Origin of the sequence: Halobaculum saliterrae (assembly GCF_009831625.1) — an archaeon.
GTDB classification, from domain to species: Archaea; Halobacteriota; Halobacteria; order Halobacteriales; family Haloferacaceae; genus Halobaculum; species Halobaculum saliterrae.
The window spans coordinates 423,341-443,179 of sequence record NZ_WUUS01000002.1 but is presented as its reverse complement, the minus strand read 5'-3'; the positions used below and the strand labels follow the sequence as shown (position 1 = coordinate 443,179).

Here is a 19,839-nt window from a genome sequence, read left to right as displayed (position 1 = left end):
CGATTCGCTCCGCGGGCTACTTCTCCCGACGGCCGCCCCCGACGAGGCGCTTCAGGATCGACCGGTCGGAGGGCCGCTCGGCCAACAGCAGCGAGCCGTCCACGTCGTCGGCGATGTTCATGTGGAGGGAGTCGCTGACGAGCCGCGAGAGCAGCCCCTGCTCGGTGGCGCCGATGAGGATGAGGGTGTTGTCCTCGGCCGCGCGCTCGATCGATTCCTCCACGTCGCCGGACTCGTCGACGATCCGCTCGGCGTCCTCGAGGTCGTTCTCGACGGCCCAGTCCGCAAGGAACGCCTCCCCGCGATCGCGGTCGCCAGGACCGTCAGCGACGTGGAGCAGCGAGATCTCCGCGTCGAGGGCCTCCCTGAGTCCACGGGCGACCTCGGCGCTCAACACGGAGTTCGGACCGCCCGCCGTCGGGAGGAGCACGCGCGAGCAGTCGAGTCCGCGGTCCTTGACGACGAGGAAGTCACACGGCAGGCGGTTCGTCAGTTCGTCGATGGGTCGCTCTGCGCGGGCCGAGGCCCACACGCCGTCGTCGGCCCAGCCCATCATCACCAGATCGGGGCGGGTGCGGTTCGCGCGGTCGAAGACGTCCTCGAACGAGCGGTGGGTGACGAGCGTCGACGTCTCCAGGTCCGCATCGTAGCGCTCGCCGATACTCCGCACGTCGGAGAGCAGCTTCGACGACTCGGCGGTGATCCGGTCGTGGTCGGTTCGGCGGTTCCCCTGGCTGGGTCCCGAGGGGATCTGCACCACGTGAACCACGTGGACGACCCCCTTCTCCCGGGTCGACGCGAGCGCGCACGCCATCTCGACGAGCCGTGACTCCGTTCGGGGGTTCGTGATCGGGACGAGGATCCGGAAGGAGTCGGGGTCGCGAACGAACTCCTCGACGGTGTCGAACAGCGGCACGTACGACCGGCCCGCGAGGCCCCCGAGCAGCGTCTCGCGGATCGACAGCCTGCGAACGTTCTCGAAGCGCGCCGTCTCCAGTCGCTGTTCGGTGGTCTGGTAGTAGTTGACGATCGTGACGAGCACCACCCCGCCGACGGTGTTGCCGACCAACACCGGGATCACGAAGTCGGTCATCGCCAGCACGAACCCCAGGTCGCCGACGATCATGAGGTACACCGCCTCGGTGAACGAGACGACGCTGTGATAGAGGTTCCCCAGCGGGATAGTGAGGAACGCGAGGTAGACGATGACGAGTCGCGAGATGGTGTCCTGAGCGGCGAAGTTCATCCAGACGACGCCCGCGACGATCAGCCCGGCGAACGCCCCCTTGAAGAACAGCTCCCAGGGGGTGGTCTCGTACACGCCCGTCGCCGCCAGATCCGCGGCCACGGCGGCCGCCTCCGGGGAGAACACGCCGCCGTACGCGAGCACGACCGCGCCGATCGCGCCGCCGGTGAAGTTCCCGAGCGCGACGATGGTCCAGTGGCGCAACAGCGCCGGCACCGACGCCAGTCGCTCAAGGGTCAACGCGACGGGCGGAAGGGTGTTCTCGGTGTACAGTTGGTAGCCGCCGATGATGATGTAGATGAAGCCGATCGGGTACAGCATCGCCGCGACGACGCTGCTGTCCGTCTGGGGGTACATCGACGCGTACACCAACAGCGTGATCGTGATGGCGAACCCGCCCGCCAGCGCCGCGAAGAACAGTTCGCGCGCGCCCGAGGTTATCTCGTGGTCCGCGTCGGCGACGATCCGCTGGAACACCTCGTCGGAGGAGAAGCGGTCCGGAACGACCGACCCCGACTCCGGAACGCCGTTGTGGTCCGTGTGTTCCCGACCGTCGCCGTCGTCGGACGGCGGGTCGTCGTACGGAGTGTTCATTGTCGGTCCCACCGCCACCTGGACAAAGAAGCTTGGTTTCCCCGAACGATCCGCGCCCATGTCACTGATCCGAACAGTAGACACTCCGACCACGACCGCGGCGGGTGCCGCGTCCGGACGATCACTCGACCTCGCGGGACAGTCCGGCGTCAGTCCGCCAGCAGCCGACGGAGCCTCCCCCGGCGTTCGTCCTCACGGACGGCCTCGGCCGTGTGTTCTCCGCTGATCAGACACATCGGCACACCGATCCCAGGCGTCGTGTCGGAGCCGACGAGGTAGAACCCGTCCGGGCCCGCCCGGTGGCTCGGTCTGAGGGGACCAGTCTGCCGGAGGGTGTGCGCCAGCCCCAACGCCGTCCCCTCGGGTCGAGCGTAGCGCGCCGCGAACTCTGAGACACAGGCCTCCTCCTCGACCACGATCCGGTCCCTGAGGTCGACGCCGGCGTGCTCGGCGAGGTCCGCGAGGATCCGGTCGCGGAACCGAGCGCGCGCCTCCGCGTCGTCCCGGAGCCCCGGGGCGACGGGGACGAGCACGACCACCGTGTTGTGGCCCTCGGGGGCGACCGTGTCGTCGGTCACGGAGGGCGCGTTGACGTAGTAGGCCGGCTCGTCGGGCCAGCGCGAGTCCTCGAAGATCGCCTCGAAGTGGTCGTCCCAGTCAGTCGGGAGCACATGTGAGTGGTGCGCCAGCGGATCCACGTCGCCCTCGATCCCGAGGTACAGGAGGTACGCCGAGGGGGCATACGTCGCCGACTCCCAGCCGTCGGCGTCGCGGACCCGGTCGCCCGGGAGGAGCAGGTCGCGGTCGGCCGCCGCCGGCGGCACGTCACAGACGACGAGGTCGGCGCCCGCGTCGCGAGCGCCGTCCAGGGAGAGCGTGAAGCTCCCCCGGCGGCCGGTCACGCCGGTCACCTCGGTCCCCGTGCGGTAGTCGACGCCGAGCGAGGACCCGAGGTCCCGCAGCCCCTCGACGACGCTGTACATTCCCCCCTCCGGATAGCGGACGCCGAGGCCGTGGTCGGCCCACGAGAGCATGCTGTAGAGCGCGGGCGTGTTGTACGGCGACCCGCCGAGGAACACGAGCGTGTACTCCAACAGTTGTCGGAGCTTCGGGTGGTCGACGTACCGTTCGACGTGCTGGTCCATCGTCCGCAACAGCGGGAGCGCGCGACCCGATCGGAGCACGTCCACGTCGAGCATGTCCCGGAGTCGCGTGCGGTCCGTGTAGACGAACCGCTCCATCCCGAGCTCGTAGGACTCGCGAGCACGCTCGAGGTAGGCGTCGAACGCCTCGCCCGCGCCGTCCTCGTACGACTCGAACAGCGCCCGGACCGCCTCGCGGTCGTCCGGAACGGTCGCCCGGTCGCCGTCCGTCCAGAACACGCGGTACTTGGGGTCGAGCTCGACGAGGTCGTAGTAGTCGGAGGGCTCGCGCCCGAAGTGTCCGAAGAACCGCTCGAACACCTCCGGCTGGAGGTACCACGACGGCCCGGTGTCGAACGCGAAGCCGTCCCGCTCGATCCGGCCGGCGACGCCGCCGACCCGGTCGTTGCGTTCGTACACCGTCACGTCCGCCCCGTCGTCCGCCAAATAACAGGCCGTCGAGAGGCCGCCGACGCCGGCGCCGACCACGGCGACTGACTGCCCCGAGAGCGGCGCCTCCGGTTCGCGTGTCATCGCATATAAGCACGGAACGAGTTCGGGAAGGACCGACCCCGATTCCCAGCCGCTGGGAAGCGCGAGCCGACATTACGTCAGTGAACGACCCTATCGAACCTACGTATGTCGACCGGACTGGGCTCGTCGGTTCGGACGTGGCTCGCCGGCCCTCCGTCCGACGATGGGGAAGTGGAGCGGGGAGAACAGAGCGACGAGCTCGTCGCCGGGACCGCCCTGGCGCGGCGGGCCGTCCTCGGCTCGTGGGTCGTGTTCGCGGGACTGACCGTCGCGTTCGCCGCGTTCGCGGCGGCCGATGTGGCGGTCCCGCTTCGCTATCGTGCGCTGGCGTACCTCGGGCTGATGGGGACGATCAGCCTCTATCACGGCGGCTTCGAGCACGTCGTGAACCTCCGCGGTCGCGGCCAGGGGTTCCGGTTCCGCTACCTCCTCGCGTATCTCGCGCTCATCGTGATCGCGTACGACCTGTTCGTCCTCTCGCCCGTCGTCGGGCTGGCACTTGCGCTCTCGATCACGGCGCTGAAGGCCGGGCACGGCGGTCTCGCAGTCCTCGACGCCGTCGTCGGGACCGACCACCTCCGATCGCGGGTCCAGCGCGCGCTCGCGGTGGCCGTCCGCGGCGGCGCCGTCCTGATCCCGGCGTACGTCGTCGACCCCGGCCTGTACGCGATGTACGGCGGCTACATGGTGAACGTGTTCGAGCCGGGAGCGCTGCAACCGTTCCTGTGGCTGTTCGCCGACCCGACCGTCTCCCTGGTGGGCGGCGTGTACGCCGGTGCCGTGGGTGCACACCTGTCGCTCGGGGGGCTCCGCGGCCGCTTCAGTCGGTCGTGGCGCGTCGACGCCGGCGAGACGCTCCTGCTCGTCGCCTTCTTCCTCACCGTTCCGCCCGCGCTTGCCATCGGGGTGTACTTCCCCTGCTGGTACGCCGCCCGCGGCACCGCCCGCCTGACGGCCGGCGACGACGGGCCGTCGACCGCGCGGGCCGTCATCGGCCGCGTCGCACGCGGCGGGGCGCTCCCGTGGGTCGGGGCGCTCGTCCTGTTCGGCTTGGGCGCGGCGTTCCTGGCACGGACCCCCAGTTCGGCCGCCGGCTGGGTCGGCTTCTACAGCGTCGCGATCTCCGTCATCGCGGTCCCACACGTCGTCGTCGGCGCGTATCTCGACCGGAAGCGAGGTATCTGGTCGATCTGAACGGGAGTAGATCCGAGCGGCGGGCCGGTCGACACGAGTGACGGGGTCGTCGAGGTCCCCACGAGGACTCGGCGATCAGTTCTCGTCCTCGTCGTCGCCCTCGTCGGGCGGGGTGAGCGGCCGGATCGAGAGCGCGTCGATCCGGCTGTCGTCCATCGCGGTGACCTCGACGGTGTGGCCGTCCACCTCGAGCGAATCGCCCACTTCCGGAACCCTGTCGAGGCGATCCAGCACCAGTCCCGCGAGCGTCTCGAACTCGTCGCTGTGGAACGACGTGCCGAGAGCGTCGTTGACCGTCCGCAGGGCGACCGCGCCGTCGGCCCCGTACCCGCCGTCGGCGCGTCGGCGGATCGACGCCTCGCCGTCGTCGGCATCGAACTCGTCGCGGAGGTCGCCGACGACCGCCTCGACGACGTCCTCGACGGTCGCGATCCCCTCGAGACTCCCCCACTCGTCCACGACGCCGGCCATCTGCTGACGCTCGTCTCGGAACTGCAACAGCAGGTCGTCGACCGACGTCGTCTCCGGGACGACGAGCACGTCGCGCGCGATGTCGGCGGCGGTCGTCTCTGCCGCCGACTCCGACTCCTCGGCACGCATCACGTCCTTGAGGTCCACGAAACCGACGATCCGGTCGGCGTCGTCGGCGTCGACGACGGGATATCGAGTGTGCTCGGCCGACAGCGCGGTCGACCTGATATCCGCGAGCGTCGCGTCGGCGGGGATCGCTACCACGTCCGGACGCGGCACCATCACCTCCCTAATGACGGTGTCGTCGAGGTCGAACACTCGCTCGATCATCTCGACTTCGTTGGCGTCGACGTTGCCTTCCTCCCCCGCTCGCGACAGCACCATCCGGATCTCGCGTTCCTCCAGCGTCTCGTCCGTCTCGGAGGCAGGGGGGATGCCGATCAGGCTGGTGAAGGCGTTCGCCGTCCCGTTGAACAGGACGAGCCCCGGATAGAACACGTAGTAGAACAGCTTCAGCGGCGGCGCGACCAACAGGGCGATCCGCTCGGCTCGGGCGATTGCGATCGTCTTCGGCGCGAGCTCGCCGAAGACGACGTGCAGGAACGTGATGAAGGTGAACCCGAGCGCGAACGAGACGAGATGGAGGATATCGGGCGGAAGAACCGGCCCGAGAACCGGCTCGATGAGCGACGCCACCGCGGGCTCGCCGGCCCATCCCAGTCCGAGCGAGGCGAGGGTGATCCCGAGCTGCGTCACGGCGAGATAGTCGTCCAGCGACCCCATCGCCTGCTGGAGCGTGTCCGCGCCGGCGCGGCCCTCCTCGGCGAGCTGGTCGACGGAGGTGGATCGGACGCGGACGAGGGCGAACTCCGCGGCGACGAAGAAGCCGTTCAACACCACGAGCACCAGCGCCAGAAGCAGGCGACCGGCGGCGAAGACGACGTCTACCATCCGCCACCTCGGTGGCGCCGGAGACCGTGCGTGCCCGCGAGGACGGGGAGAGGAACTGACATACCACACCTCCACCACCGAGGCACTTAATTGCTCGATCCCCCGCGACGCCGTCTCCGTGATCCGGACGATGGAGGGCCTCAGCCCTCGTAGCCGGCGTAGTCCATCAGCGACGCGAAGATGTCGGTGTCCATCGCCTCCTCGTAGACGATCCCGGTGAGCATCCCGCCGGGGTAGCTGGTGCCGTTCATCACGTGGTTCACCTTGTGACAGTGCATGAGGTAGATCCCCGGCTCCGCGTCGGCGGTGAACTCGATGGTGTGGCGTTCCGCGGGCGCGATGTCGGTGATGTCCATCTCGTGGCGGGCCGCCTCGGGGATGGTACCGCCGTCCTTCTCGACGAGCTGGAACCGGTGGTTGTGGACGTGCAGCGGGTGGTTCATGTATCCGCCGTTGACGTAGTGGACGCGGACCGTGTCCCCCTGCGAGACGATCATCGGCGAGCCGTCCTCCGGGTGAAGCGTCCGCGGGGCTGCCTTCCCGTTGACCGTGAACACGTCGGGGTGGCGCGAGCGCGGCGAGTAGTCGGCGTCCTCGCCGGCCATCATCCGGGGCAGGCGCGAGTCCCAGTCCTTCACCGTCATGAAGTACTCACGGTCGGCCGGCTCGTAGCCCTCGGGGTCGACACGGAAGATGCCGTACATCCCCATGTCGATGTGGCGGTGGGTCTGGTAGTGGCAGTGGTAGACGTGCGTTCCGGGCACGTTCGCGGGGATCTCGTACTCGTGTTTCTCCCCGGGGTTGACCGTGATCCCGGTCGTCGTGGGGACGCCGTCGTTCTCCCACGTCTTCTGGGCGCCGTGGAAGTGGAGCGTGTGCGGCCGCTGGCCGTCGGTGTTGTCGAGGACGACCGTCATGTCCTCGCCCTCGGTCGTGCGGAGGATCGGTCCGGGCACCGAGGGGTCGCGGTCGTCGGCCTGGAACGCCCACACCTGCGGGAACTCGATGGGGCCGCCCATCGCCTCGCCCGGGTGAACGTCGTGGCGCGCCGGGAGCGTCTTCATCGTCACCGATCCGCCCTGCTCGTCGACGTTGACGACCTCGGGCGGCGAGGTGGTCGGAAGGTCCGAGTCGGTCTGCGGTGAAGCCGCGTCGGTCCCGACCGCCGTCCGTCCGCCAGCGGAGGTCGGTGCGTTACACCCCGCGAACGCCGCCGACGCGCCCGTCGCGCCGGTGGCCGCCAGGAACTCGCGTCGACTCATCTCGGATCCGGGTGCGCCGATATTCACCATGTACTTCGACGGTATGGGGGGAATATGTTAGGGGGTACTGCTGGTTTCCAATTACTGGGATTCGCGTGACCGAACCAAGCAACCTATACCACAGACCGAGTAACTCGCCCGTATGGTGCGCGACTCTCGGCCGGGGGCCGAACCCGGGCCGAACCTCCAGTCGGTCCTCGACGCGCTCGACGACGAGGACTGTCGGACGATTATCGAGCACCTAGAGGAACCCTTGACCGCGGGGGAGGTGTCAGAGGAGTGTGAGATACCCATGTCGACGACATACCGAAAGCTGGACCTGCTTTCCGAGGCACAGTTGTTAGCAGAGGGCGTTGAGGTCAGGCAGGACGGCCACCACGCGACCCGCTATCGAACGGACTTCAACGAGGTGATCGTCGCGCTCGCCGAGGACCGAAGCCTCGACGTGGAGATCGAACGCCCGGCCGAGGACGCCGCCGATCGCCTCGCGAGCATGTGGGGAGAGGTCCGCAGGGGTGCGGACCAATGAGCCACCTCACCATCGCCATCGCGGCGACCAAGACGCTGACGTTCGTCTTCGGCGCGACGATCACGTATCTCTCGTGGACCGCCTACCGTCGGACGGGCGCCGCGGAACTCCGCTCGCTGGCGCTGGGGTTCGCGATCGTCACTGCCGGAAGTATCCTGGGCGGCGGGGTCGACCTCGTGGGCGATCTGCTCCCCCTGAGCCCCTCGCAGCCGGTCATCCTCTATGGGGTGTTGGTCCAGAGCGCCCTCACCATGCTCGGGTTCGGGTTCATCACATACTCGCTGTACCGGGAGTGAGGTTCCCGAGGGCCGGTCGGCCGGCCGATCCCTGCGTCAGGTTCCATTCGCTCGTTCGACCCGTCCGATCCGACCGACACGTTTTCGAGCGTCCGGCTCACTCGCCGGCGACAGACGGCTCGAGGCGGATCTCCGTCGCCTCCACGTCCTCGACGAAGGCGCCCTTCCCGCCGACGGAGATCCGCTCGTCGTCGACCTCGATCGTCAGCGAGTGCTGGACCGGGAACTCGTTGTTCGCGGGCGAGACGAGTCCCTGACTGACCTCGACGACCTCGCCGCTCGTCTCGACGGGGTCGCCGCTGTCCGTTCGGCGGCCCGAGACGTGCGCGGCGACGGCGTCCGACGACCGACGGTGTAGCTCCGCCTGCAACACGGCGTGTCGGAAGTTCGTGTACGTCGCCGGCAGCGGCGCGGGCTCCGTCACGACCGCCTCGGCGGCAGCCGGCCAGTAGTTGCCCAGGAACGAGCCGACGATGACCGGACCGAGCTGCTGTTGGGTGAAGACGATGGCCTGCGTGCCGCTGTTCGTTCGTGCGACCATCTCCGCAGGGGCGACGACCCCCGTCCGCCCGTCGACGGTGAGCATCGACGGCATGGGCTGTCCCCACGTCCGAGCCGCGGTGGCGACGCCGGAGAGGCGTTCCCCGAGGTCGGCTTCGCCCTCGTCGGCGCCCGTGAGCAGTAACAACACCAGCACGCCCCGGTCGACGGCGTCCCGGAGGTCGTCGGTGACCTCGTCGAGGCGGTCCAGCGGGAACGACAGCGTCACCTCCTCGCTCGCCTCGGCGATGGCCCGACGGATCCGCTTGACGACCGTGACGCGGGACTTGACCACCTCGAACGGCTCGGTGGCGGCCTCCTCCCGGGAGAACCGGGCCTCCAGCGCCGGCCGCATCGACTTGGCGTCGTTCGCGAGGCGGTCGACGACCTCTCCGGGCGGGTTCGCGCGGATGGTTGTCGGCGTGACGTGGTCGTTGACGGTGACGAACCCCCGGGCCTCCAGCTCCTCGCTGGCGCTGTACACGTACCGCTTCGAGACGCCGGCCGCCTCCGCGACGGTGCTGGCCTTCGCCTCCCCGTGCTCGAGGAGCGTCAGATACGTGTCGATCTCCTTGTCGGAGAGTCCGAACCGCTTCAACAGCGCCTCCACGTCGACGTCGCCTGCCGCGTTCGCGCCGGAGAGGTCGCCGGGGCCCGTGGTCATAGCCCACACAGGCCGACGGGGAACCGTATAACTCCCGGTCCGTGCGCCCGCCCGCGTCGGCGTGTCCGCGCTATGGACTGGCGACTGTCTCCCCACAACGGTTCGGGTCTCACGGTCGTGGACGGCGAAGAGGACCGCGTGCGCTGACGCGGTTCGGAGCCACACGTGCCCCCGGGACCCGGTCAGTCCTCGCCGTTCTCGGCGGCGACCTCGGCCAGCGTCTCCCGTTCCTCGAAGTACGCGGGCGCGTCCCGTTCGACCTCGAAGGAGACGACTCGCGAGACGGCCTCGTCGGGGTCGGCGTCCCCCGACTCCAACGACTCGATCAGGTCCTCGGCGAGTTCGAGGTAGGCGGTCGACAGCTCCTGAAACAGCCGCATCCGCGACTCGGTCGCCTCGACCATCGCCTGTTTGCGCTGGAGGTCGGACTCCGCGTCCGCCAGCGCCGCCGCCATGTCCCCGTCGTCGCCGCCCGATCCGATCTCGCTCCCGTCTCCGTCGCCGCCGGCGACACCGTCGGAGACGTCACCGTCCGCCGCATCGAGATCCTCACGGAGGGCCGCGATCTCCTCGTCGATCTCGTCGATCCGGTCGGTCGCCTCCTCGGCCATCGTCTCGACGCGGCCCGCGAGCAGTCCGGCCTGAAGCCGACAGTACTCGACGAGTTCCCCGACGGTTCGGGCCGGCTCGTCCGGCCGCCCCTCCTCGCCATCGTCGGTGACTCGTGAGTCATCGACCGTGTCGATCGCGTCAGCCGTGTCTATCGCGTCGCCCGTGTCGACCGGGTCTGCCGCGTCCTCCCGATCGTCCGCCGGGTCGTTCATGGGGTCGACTTCGGCCCGACGGGGAAAAGGGAGTTCGGTCGGCGCCCCGGTCGGGAAGTTCCGTGTTCAACGGAGCCGGCACACGACGACGTCGTCGACGCGGACGACACGGGTCGAACCACCCTCGACACCGTCCTCGGAGCCGTCGTCACCGTCGGCACCCACGTCGTGTCCCGTGATGAGGTCGGTCGGATCGACCGGGTCCGCGAGCTCGACGGTCGCCTCCCCGGCGCCGAAGTTGATCGCGACTGCGAGTCGCTCCTCGCTCGACTCACGAACGTACGCGGTGACCGCCTCCGCGCCGGCGCCGCCGGCTCCGGCGCTCCCATCGTCGCCGCCGACGATCCCGAGGGCGCCGCCGGTTCCGTTCCCTGCTCCGACGTCGTCGCCACGGACCTCGTAGCCGATCCGGGCGACCGTCCCGGCGCGCAACGCGTCGTGCTCGCGGCGGGCAGCCGCCAGCCTGCGGTGGTAGTCGGTGAGTTCGGTGTCGCCGTCGTGCCACGACATCTCGCCGCGGTAGTCGGTCATTCCGCGCTCCTGTCCGTAGTACACCATCGGCGCGCCCGGGAGCGTGAACGTCGCCGCCGCAGCCGCCCGGAGCGCCTCGGTTCCGCACTCCGCGCGATACCGGTCCTCGTCGTGGTTCTCGACGTAGCGCATCTGGACGGCCGCACGCGGGAAGCCCTGCACCGCGGAGGCGTCGATCGCGTCGAGGACGGCGTCGGCGTCGACGTCGCCCGAGCCGATCCGGCGGAGCGTGTCGTACAGGGTCGTGTCGTAGTGCATGTCGAACTCCGCCTCGTGCATGAACGGATCCCGCGGGATCGTCTCGTCGAGCAGGAGGAACTCGGGGCTGCGCCTGCGAAGGCGCTCGGCGACCTCCTTCCAGAAGCCGTGCGGGACGCCCCACGCCACGTCGCACCGGAAGCCGTCGACCACGTCGGCCCACTCGTCGACGACCGACAGCATCCACGCGCGGACTGTCGGCGAGTCGTAGTTCAGGTCGGGGATCCGCTCCCAGTTGAAGCGGAACGAGGGCGTCCCCTCCCCGGCCCACTCCACGTCGGAGGGGTTCTCCGCGGCCGGGCGACGGGGGTACTGTTCGGCGAACGCGTCGACGCCGGCCGAGTGGAGCTGGAACGCGGGATGGTCCCGCGAGGTGTGGTTGATCACAAGGTCGAACACCACCCGGATCCCGTGGTCGTGACACGTCTCGACCAACGACTCGAACTCCGCGCGCGTGCCGAGGTCGTCGGCCGTCCGGGAGAAGTCCGTGATGTGGTAGCCGTGGGTCGTCGGGCTCTGGAGCACCGGCGTGAGCCACAGCACGTCGACGTGGAGGGAATCGATGTACGGCACTCGCCGCTCGATCTCCCGGAACGTCGTGTCGGGCGTCTCACCCGCGAACGACCGGACGAACACCTCGTAGATCGTCGGCGACGACGCCCACTCCGGCGGGTCGTTGGGTCGGACCGCCGTCGTCGAGTCATCCCCGTGGGATCCGCCGTCCGTCGCGGAGAGTTCGACGGTGTCCATCACGCCGTACCGGTCGGCGACGGGCACGGCATGGACCCGCGCGACGCCGTCGGCGGGGAGCGCCGTCCGGTCGATGCGCACCGTGTCGCCGTCGATAGTGACCGACTCGTGGTCGGCCGAGAGGCCGTCACGACCGTCGAACAGCCATTCGACGGTCGGCTGCTCGCCTTCGGGGGTCGCCGCCGGATCGGGACCGCCGGGCGCCGCCTCCGCGTCCGCGGAGACGACGACCTCGTCGCCCTCGTCCGCGGCGTCGAGGTGGAGTCTGGGACGGCCGGGACCGGGGACGGCGTGTTCGCCCATCACGCCGTCCGCGAGCCGGTCGTCCAGCGCGAACGAGTAGAGGTGCTCTCCCGGCGGGAGGCGCACGTCGATCGCGAGGAACTCGCCGTCGTCGTACGGCCGGATCTCGGCGACGTTCCAGTCGTTGAACGGCCCGGCGACAGAGACCCGATCCGGGGTCACGCGCGCCGTCGGCGCGTCGAAGTCGCCTTTCCCGACGCGCAGCGTCGCGTCCGCCCGCTCGTCCGGGTACGCACGGACCGTCTGTTCGTGGGCGCCGTCGGGAGCGGTCAACTCGACCCGGTAGGTGCCGGGAACGTCCGGCGCGAAGTGAGTCACGGCGCTGTCACCGGCGGCCTGGCCGGATGTGTCGGCGGGGTCGAGTGACGCATCGCTGTCGGCCGGCGCGTCGACGATGACCCACGAGAACCGCCCGTGTCCGTCGTTCTCGGTCGCCGCCCCGTCCGGCCCGACGTCGACGACGGCGTCGAGGTTCCGCGGCGCGAGCTCGATCGACTCGCCCACGCTGGTCGTGCGCGGCGGCCCGGGATGGTGCGTCGGGTCGTCTGGGGCTGGGCTCGGACCCCCTCCGTCGCGTGCGGCGGAGTCGGCGTGTTCGGTCATGGCCGTGTGCGCTTCCCCGTGGTGCTTGAGCGTTCCGGAATCGTGAACGATTGAAATAGGATTACAACAAGTATTATGACCCGGGACCCACCCGATCGCAACATGCGACTACGTGACGCACTCGACGACCACAAACGCAACCGGGATCACCCGACCCGGTTCCCCGGCGAGCGGCGTACCACCGCCGGGCTGTTCTCGGGCGCCGGCGGCCGCCTGCTCCACGTCGCGCCCGACGGGGGGGTCCGCGACTTCGGGTACCCGCTGTCCGGGCGCTTCGGCCTCGCCGACTCCCGGTTCGCGCTCCGGATCGATGACCCGCCCGCGGATCTCGACTGGGACGACGACGCGGTTCGGCGCGCCGACGACGGGACCGCCGTTATCGAACCCGGCGAGGGCGAGCAGTCGTATCACGCGTCGACGACGCTGGTCGAGACCGTTCACGAGACGCCGGTCGGCGGCGTCCGTCGGTTCGACCTCGCAGTCGAGACGGACGCGGGCGAGGCCCACGTGACGCGCGTCGCGTTCGACGACGCCGAACTCGCGGACAGCCTCGACGCGTCGCTGCTCGTCGGCTGTACGTTCGCCCCCGAGGGCCGCGACGCGCGAGTAGGGCAGCTCCATCACTCGCGCGCGGTGGAGGTGTTCCACGACCGCGAGCGCGACTTCCTCGCGGCACCAGACCTCGACGTGATCGGCGGCGGGCTCCCGGCCGGCCCCGACGCCGTGCTCGCCCCCGAGCCACACGAACGTGGCGCCGACTCCCTCGGCGATCGACGCGAGGAGGACCACCTCGGCGGCCACGTCGTCGCGTCGACGGGGTTCGCCGACGGCGTCGCCGCGGTCGCGACGCTGCTCACCGACGGCGTTGAGACCGACCGCGAGGCGGCACTCGAGACCGTGGACGACCTGGTCGAGGACGTCGCCGACGTGCAGAAGCTCCGAGACCTCGCAGTCGACGGCGACGCCGCAGTGACGGTCCCGTCGGGCGTACCGCGCACGAACGCGGCCGTCGACGACCTCCGCGTGCTGTCGCTGCTGTCGGCGCCGACCGGGATGCGGATCGCCGGCCCCGACTTCGATCCGCACTACGTCCACTCGGGCGGGTACGGCTACACCTGGTTCCGGGACGACGCCGAGATATCCGGGTTCCTGCTGGACGCCGACGCGGCGTTCGACCTCGGCCTCGAGGACTGGCACCGCCGGAGCGCGCGAGCGTATCTCGACACGCAGCTCCCCGACGGCACCTGGCCCCACCGCGTGTGGCCACGCAACGGCGCGCTGGCGCCGGGGTGGGCGAACGCCCGGATGGAGGCCGGCGAGAACGTGGAGTACCAGGCGGACCAGACAGCGAGCGTCGTCGCGTTCCTCGCTCGACTGCTCGACCGCCTGCCGGAGGACGACCCGCTCGCCGGGGAGATCGCCGGGGCCATCGACGACGGTCTCGACGGACTGATCGCGTCGGTGGCCGACGACCACCGCCCGGTCGCCTGTCAGAACGCCTGGGAGGACGCGGGGGGCCGGTTCACCCACACCGCCGCGCGCTTCCTCGCCGCGTTCTCCGCGGTCGCGGCGCTGGGGGCGGAACGGTTCGGGCGGGCGGTCGAGGCGGCCGATCGCGCGGCGCTGCTGTACGACTCCCTCGACGACCTGTGGGTTCCCGACCGCGGCGCGTTCGCGGTGCGCGAGCGCGACGACGGCAGCCTCGACGGACGCTACGATTCGGCGACGTTCGCGCTCGCCGACGCCCACCGCGCGTACGCCGCGATCGGCGATGTCGACGACGTCCGTCGCGACCGACTCGTCTCGCACGTCGACGCGACGGTCGACGGCCTGTTCCACGATCCCGACGCGAGCGACGTCGCCGGGTTGGTCCGCTACGAGGGCGACGGCTGGCGCCAGCGCGGTCAGGGGCACGAGAAGATCTGGACCGTCTCGACGGCGTGGGGCGCGAACGCCGCCGCGGAGGTCGCCGCGCTCCTCGCCGACGCCGACGACGCCAGATCCGAGGCGTTCGTCGACCGGTCGCGCGAACTGCTCGATCTCGTCGGGCCGGACGGCCCGCTCACGGTTCCCGGCGGGTTCCTCCCCGAGCAGTTCTTCGACGACGGGACCCCCGACAGCGCGACGCCGCTGGGCTGGCCTCACGCGATCAGGCTGGCGTCGACGGCGCTGTTGAACGATCTCGGCGCGTTCGCGGACCGCGACGAGGACCCGGTTCCGGCCGACGACTGAACCGGCCGCTCGGGACCCACGGGCCGCGCCTCTCAGAACGGAGGGAGGAATCGAGTCGGTCTATTCAGTACCCGAGCTGCTCGCGGACGAGCACCACTGTCGTCCGGTCCTGCTCGAGTTCCTGCCGGAAGATGAGCTGTTTCGCGATCTCGGACTCGACGCCGTACGCCTCCTTCGCACGTTCGTTCTCCAGCGGATACGCAACCGACTCCAGTCGGTCGAGGGCGTCGTCGAGCGTCGGCACGATCTTGTTGACGCCGCTGACGATGAGGACGTTCCCCGCGGCGAAGGGGTACGCGCCGATCCGGCTTCCGGAGCGGTCCGCAGCGACGAGCTCGCCGGTCCGGGCGATCGCGTTGATGCCGCCGAGGAAGTAGTCCGCCGTCTGGGACTTCCGTCGGGCGGCCTGCCGCTCCTCGTCGTCGTCGATGCCCCAGATCTCGTCGGCGAGGCTCTCCCACTCGTGGTCGCCCTCCGAGAGGTACTCGGCGAAGCCGACCTCCTCGAGCGTCGTCGAGTGCCCGTTCATCACGGAAGCGCCGGCGGGGATCCGTGACTGGATCGTCTCCAGGGCCTCGTCTGCGGAGTCCACGACCACGACCTCGAACCCGTTGGCTCGGAGGTTGTCGGCGGTCTCCTCGATCGTCCCCTCGTCCGGGAGTTCGTCGAGCGTCGCGTCGAGGTCGGTGTCGTCAGCGTAGTCGGATTTCTCTTGAGACATGGTCGAAATCGGCTGTGTACGCGTAGCGTCGAGACCGGCATAAGCGCTCGCGGACATCGATGACAGGCGGTAACTCCGGTGTCACTCATCGGATCGGCTGACAGGTCGATCGTGGAGAGGCCTGTCGCTGTCCACGGAGACTCGGTAGCCGCCGCCGAACGGTCGGAGCCGTCAGTCCGCGGTCGGCTCGGCCTCGGCGGGCGTGCTGGCGTCCGAGCCCGCGACGGCGACGCCGTGAGTGAGCGACTTCCCGGTGCTCGGGTCGAAGAGGTGGACGTCGGTCTCGTCGAACGTGATCTCGATCCCCTCGCCGGCGTCGGGCGTGATCCCGCTGGCGACGCGGGCGATGAACTCCGGGCCGAGGTCGAGGTAGAGGTAGTTGTCGGAGCCGATCGGCTCGACCACGTCGACGGTCGTGGCGATGCTGGCGTCGCCCGCCTCCGCGACGCGGATGTCCTCCGGACGGATGCCCATCCGAACCTCCTCGACACCCTCGAGGACGTCCGCGAACTCGGGGGAGAGGTCGTAGGCGAAGTCGGCGGAGACGCCGCGGATGGTGACCCCGGCGTCGGTGTTGTCGACGACGGCGTCGAGCACGTTCATCGACGGCGACCCGACGAAGCCGCCGACGAACTCGTTGGTGGGGTCGTCGTACACGTCGGTCGGGCGGCCGGTCTGTTGGAGTTCGCCGTCGTCGAGGATAGCGATCTTGTCGCCCATCGTCATCGCCTCCTCCTGATCGTGGGTGACGTAGATCGCCGTGATGTCCAGTTCGTCCTGGAGGCGCTGGATCTCGGTGCGCATCGAGGTTCGGAGCTTCGCGTCGAGGTTCGACAGCGGCTCGTCGAACAGGAAGACGTCCGGCTCGCGGACGATGGCGCGCCCGAGCGCGACGCGCTGTTTCTGCCCACCGGAGAGCTCGCTCGGCTTGTCCTCCAGCAGCTCCTCGATGTCCATCATCTCGGCCGTCTCGCGGACCCGCTCGCGACGGTCCTCCTTCGAGAGGTCGGTGCTCATCCGGAGCCCGAACTCCATGTTCCCCATGACCGTCTTGTGGGGGTACAGCGCGTAGTTCTGGAACACCATCGCCACGTCTCGCTTGCGCGCGTGCTGGTCGGTTACGTCCTCGCCGTCGATGACGACGCTCCCGCTGGTCGGGCGCTCCAGCCCGGCGATCATCCGGAGGGTCGTCGACTTCCCACACCCGGACGGCCCGACGACCGTGAGGAACTCCCCGTCGTCGACCGACAGCGAGAGGTCGTCGACCGCGACGAGCCGGCCGCTGTCGAAGGTCTTCCGCAGGTTCTCCAATCGGACGGTGGCCATGGTCCGATGTGATCGGGTACCACGGTTTAGCTCTTTCCCTCTGACCGCGATTTGTGAAGTGGTATTTCGTCGTTCTTTTTACCTATGGGCGTGGGGTGGCACGTCATGACGGGACGCGACACGGAGCGCGACGAGACGGAACCGGGCAGTCGTGGCGCCGATCGGGAGGGTATCCCGGCTCGCAGGGAGTTTCTCGCGGGCGCGGCCGCGACCGGGCTCGGGGGACTCGCCGGCTGCGGCGGGTCGGGCTCCGAGAACGCCGGTACCGGCGCCACGGATTCGGGTGAGGGGACGCGGACACCCTCCGACGGCGGCACCTCCACTCCGCGACCCGAGGCGGACGATATCGAGCTCGCCCCGTTCTGGACGACCGGCGAGAAGGTCGGCGTCGGCACCGCGGTCGGCAACGGGTCCGGTGCCGGCGCCGCCGGCGGCGACGACGACGGGCGAGTCTGGTACACCCTGACCCGCGGCGCCCTCACCGGGGTTCGGTTCCCGCGCGTCGACCTCCTGAACGTTCGACGGCTCGACTTCCTTGTCGCCGACGGCGAGGGGTACGCCGCCCGGACCGCCGAGTTGGACCGGCGGGTCGAGGATGACGTCAAGCGAACGGTGGTCCCGACCGCCGACGACGCGCTCTGTTACCGCCACGAGTTCGAGTCCGCCTCTCGCGCGTGGACGCTCGACGTGGAGTACGTCGCCGATCCCGAGCGAGACGCCGTGGTCGCGGACGTGACATTCGACGCCGGCGGCGAGGACCTCTCCGTGTACGCTGTCTGTCGTCCCGCCGTGACGACCGGCACGGCCGGGGACCGCCACGCCCGGGCGACCGCCGACGGCCACGCCGTCCTGTCGGTGACAGACACGAGCGACGGCGGCGTCGTCCGCGATGGCGACGGCGACGGGTACGACGTGTCGCTCGGCCTCGCCGCGGATCCAGGGTTCGAGTGGGCCACCGTGACGCCGGTGGGCGATCCTGCGACCGCGCGGCTGTTGCGACGTGGGATCGAGAGCGAGCGCTCGCGCGAGGCGTCGGGGAACGCCGCGTTGGTCGGGCGGTTGGGGTCCGGATCGACCGACGCGACCCTCGCGCTCGGGTTCGCAGAGGGACCCGATCCGACCGCCGCCGTCGCAGTCGCGCGCGAGTCCGTCGCCGACGGGTTCGAGGACGCGCGGGAGTCGTACCGCGCCGGGTGGCGCTCGTGGCTTGACGGCGTCGACGTGCCCGACAGCGTCGCCGGGGACGCGACACTCGAACCGCTGTATCGGACGAGCGCGATGGCGCTTCGTGCCGCCGAGGACGCGACGTATCCCGGCGCCGGCGTCGCGAGCCCGTGTGTCCCGTGGGGCGAGGTCGTTCCGGCGACGGATCCGTCGGACGTGGGCTATCATTACGTCTGGTCGCGGGACCTCTACCAGTCGTTCACTGCGCTCGAGGCGATGGGGAAGCCGGAGGCGGCGATCGCCGCGGCCGAGTACCTGTTCGACGTGCAACAGCGGGAGGGCGGGTTCGTTCCACAGAACACCTACGTCGACGGTCGAACTCGGTGGGGCGGCGAGCAACTCGATGAGGTCGCCTTCCCGCTCGTGTTGGCGCGGCGCGTCTCCGGCGAACACGGGCGCTCGTTCGACGACCTCGCGTTCGGCTACGCCGACGTGGCCACCTCCGCGGACTACGTCCTCCGGAACGGACCGGGTACCGGGCAGGAGCGCTGGGAGGAGGAGGGCGGACTGTCTCCCTCAACCATCGCCGCCGAGATCGCGGGGCTCGTCTCGGCCGCCGACGTCGCAATCGAGCGGGGAAGAACAGCGGACACACTGGTGTGGCTCGCGACCGCCGACCGCTTCCGCCGAGGGGTACGGGAGTGGTGCGTCACCCGCGAGGGAACCGACCGGCACAACCCGCCGTACTACTTCAGGATCAACGGCAACCGCGATCCCGACGACGGAACCGAGCGGTCGCTGGCGAACGGCGGTCGCACGTTCGACGAGCGGAACGTGATCGACGCCGGCTTCCTCGAACTCGTCAGGTTGGGCGTGTTCCCGGCAGACGACGAGGTGATCGAGCAGTCGGTCGCCGTCGTCGACGAGGACATCCGCGTGGAGACACCTCACGGACCGGCGTTCCACCGCTACACCGGCGACGGCTACGGCGAGGGCGAGAACGGTGCGCCGTTCCCCGTTGGAACCGACACGCACGGTCGCCTGTGGCCGCTTCTCACCGGAGAACGCGCCGAGTACGAGCTCGCCGCCGGAACCGAGTCCGGACCAGACCGCCCGACGGCCCTGCTCTCGACGCTCGCGGGCTTCGCGAACGAGGGACGACTGCTCCCCGAACAGGTGTGGGACCGCGAAGACGGAACCGACTACGACTGGGCGTTCGGTGAGGGGACGGGTAGCGCGACGCCGCTGTCGTGGAGCCACGCCGCGTTCGTGCGCCTCGCCAACGGCATCGACGCCGGCCGACCGTCCGGAACTCCGGCGGCCGTCCGAGAACGATACGACTACGGTCCGCCGGAGGAACCGACGCTCGACGTGTCTCTCCCGGACAACACCGTCGACTCCACGGAGGTGACGATCGCTGGCGAGACGGACGCTCCGGTCGTCGCGGTCGCCGTCGACGGCGACGCCGAACTCCTCTCCGTGAACGGCGGGTCCTTCGAGACATCCGTGTCGCTCGATTCCGGTCGCAACACCCTCGTCGTCGCCGCCGGGGATCCCGGTCAGTCCGCGGCGGAAACGGCCGTCGCCGGTGCCCGTGCGGTCGTCTCGGTCGTCGAGTGACACGGGAGAGTAGGACGATCCTACCGATCCTGCACGGTCGTACCCGAAGGTTTAAGGTATGAACTACTTATTCATCGGGTGTTC

14 protein-coding genes are annotated in these 19,839 nt (G+C 69.8%); 5 read left to right on the top strand and 9 right to left on the bottom strand.

Annotated elements, in window-relative coordinates; genetic code table 11:
• Window positions 1–16: 16 nt before the first annotated feature.
• A complete protein-coding gene (locus GRX01_RS04925; protein WP_159663981.1) occupies window positions 17–1,840 on the bottom strand; it encodes a formate/nitrite transporter family protein in 1,824 nt (607 codons plus the stop codon).
• Window positions 1,841–1,989: 149 nt separating this feature from the next.
• Window positions 1,990–3,516, bottom strand: coding sequence for a phytoene desaturase family protein (locus GRX01_RS04920; RefSeq protein WP_159663979.1), 1,527 nt, complete (start codon window positions 3,514–3,516; stop codon window positions 1,990–1,992).
• Window positions 3,517–3,621: 105 nt separating this feature from the next.
• On the opposite strand from GRX01_RS04920, the gene GRX01_RS04915 reads away from it, so the two are divergent.
• Entirely contained in the window at window positions 3,622–4,710 is a 1,089-nt protein-coding gene (locus tag GRX01_RS04915; RefSeq protein WP_159663977.1) for a Brp/Blh family beta-carotene 15,15'-dioxygenase, read from the top strand.
• 75 nt (window positions 4,711–4,785) lie between these two features.
• Here GRX01_RS04915 and GRX01_RS04910 read toward each other — a convergent pair whose 3' ends face one another.
• Together GRX01_RS04910 and GRX01_RS04905 are read right to left on the bottom strand one after the other, a co-directional pair.
• Window positions 4,786–6,132 (bottom strand): hemolysin family protein, encoded by a 1,347-nt coding sequence (locus GRX01_RS04910; RefSeq protein WP_159663975.1) that lies wholly within the window; start codon window positions 6,130–6,132, stop codon window positions 4,786–4,788.
• Window positions 6,133–6,272: 140 nt separating this feature from the next.
• Window positions 6,273–7,424: a multicopper oxidase domain-containing protein gene (locus GRX01_RS04905; protein WP_159663963.1), complete on the bottom strand. Its 1,152-nt coding sequence runs from the start codon at window positions 7,422–7,424 to the stop codon at window positions 6,273–6,275.
• 112 nt (window positions 7,425–7,536) lie between these two features.
• Here GRX01_RS04905 and GRX01_RS04900 point away from each other — a divergent pair, with 112 nt between their 5' ends.
• The gene (locus GRX01_RS04900; protein WP_159663961.1) at window positions 7,537–7,923 is read left to right on the top strand and encodes a winged helix-turn-helix domain-containing protein; all 387 of its coding nucleotides are present in this window, start codon (window positions 7,537–7,539) and stop codon (window positions 7,921–7,923) included.
• Window positions 7,920–8,219, top strand: coding sequence for a DUF7521 family protein (locus GRX01_RS04895; RefSeq protein ID WP_233740863.1), 300 nt, complete (start codon window positions 7,920–7,922; stop codon window positions 8,217–8,219). The genes GRX01_RS04900 and GRX01_RS04895 overlap by 4 nt, the downstream gene beginning before the upstream one ends.
• Before the next feature lie 97 nt (window positions 8,220–8,316).
• On the opposite strand, the gene GRX01_RS04890 is transcribed toward GRX01_RS04895, so the two are convergent.
• The 3 genes from GRX01_RS04890 to GRX01_RS04880 form a co-directional block, all read right to left on the bottom strand.
• Window positions 8,317–9,423: a TrmB family transcriptional regulator gene (locus GRX01_RS04890; RefSeq protein WP_159663959.1), complete on the bottom strand. Its 1,107-nt coding sequence runs from the start codon at window positions 9,421–9,423 to the stop codon at window positions 8,317–8,319.
• Window positions 9,424–9,605: 182 nt separating this feature from the next.
• Entirely contained in the window at window positions 9,606–10,247 is a 642-nt protein-coding gene (locus tag GRX01_RS04885) for a hypothetical protein (RefSeq protein WP_201289508.1), read from the bottom strand.
• A 66-nt stretch (window positions 10,248–10,313) separates the two neighbouring features.
• Window positions 10,314–12,692, bottom strand: a complete 2,379-nt coding sequence (locus GRX01_RS04880) for an alpha-amylase family glycosyl hydrolase (RefSeq protein WP_159663957.1) — start codon at window positions 12,690–12,692, stop codon at window positions 10,314–10,316.
• A 102-nt stretch (window positions 12,693–12,794) separates the two neighbouring features.
• Here GRX01_RS04880 and GRX01_RS04875 point away from each other — a divergent pair, with 102 nt between their 5' ends.
• Window positions 12,795–14,924 (top strand): glycoside hydrolase family 15 protein, encoded by a 2,130-nt coding sequence (locus GRX01_RS04875; RefSeq protein ID WP_159663955.1) that lies wholly within the window; start codon window positions 12,795–12,797, stop codon window positions 14,922–14,924.
• Window positions 14,925–14,988: 64 nt separating this feature from the next.
• Here GRX01_RS04875 and GRX01_RS04870 read toward each other — a convergent pair whose 3' ends face one another.
• Together GRX01_RS04870 and GRX01_RS04865 are read right to left on the bottom strand one after the other, a co-directional pair.
• A complete protein-coding gene (locus GRX01_RS04870) occupies window positions 14,989–15,645 on the bottom strand; it encodes a lactate utilization protein (protein ID WP_159663953.1) in 657 nt (218 codons plus the stop codon).
• A gap of 171 nt (window positions 15,646–15,816) precedes the next feature.
• On the bottom strand, window positions 15,817–16,971 hold the full coding sequence (locus tag GRX01_RS04865) for an ABC transporter ATP-binding protein (protein WP_159663951.1): 1,155 nt from the start codon (window positions 16,969–16,971) through the stop codon (window positions 15,817–15,819).
• Between the two features lie 105 nt (window positions 16,972–17,076).
• Here GRX01_RS04865 and GRX01_RS04860 point away from each other — a divergent pair, with 105 nt between their 5' ends.
• Window positions 17,077–19,755: a glycoside hydrolase family 15 protein gene (locus GRX01_RS04860; RefSeq protein ID WP_159663949.1), complete on the top strand. Its 2,679-nt coding sequence runs from the start codon at window positions 17,077–17,079 to the stop codon at window positions 19,753–19,755.
• Window positions 19,756–19,839 lie beyond the last annotated feature (84 nt).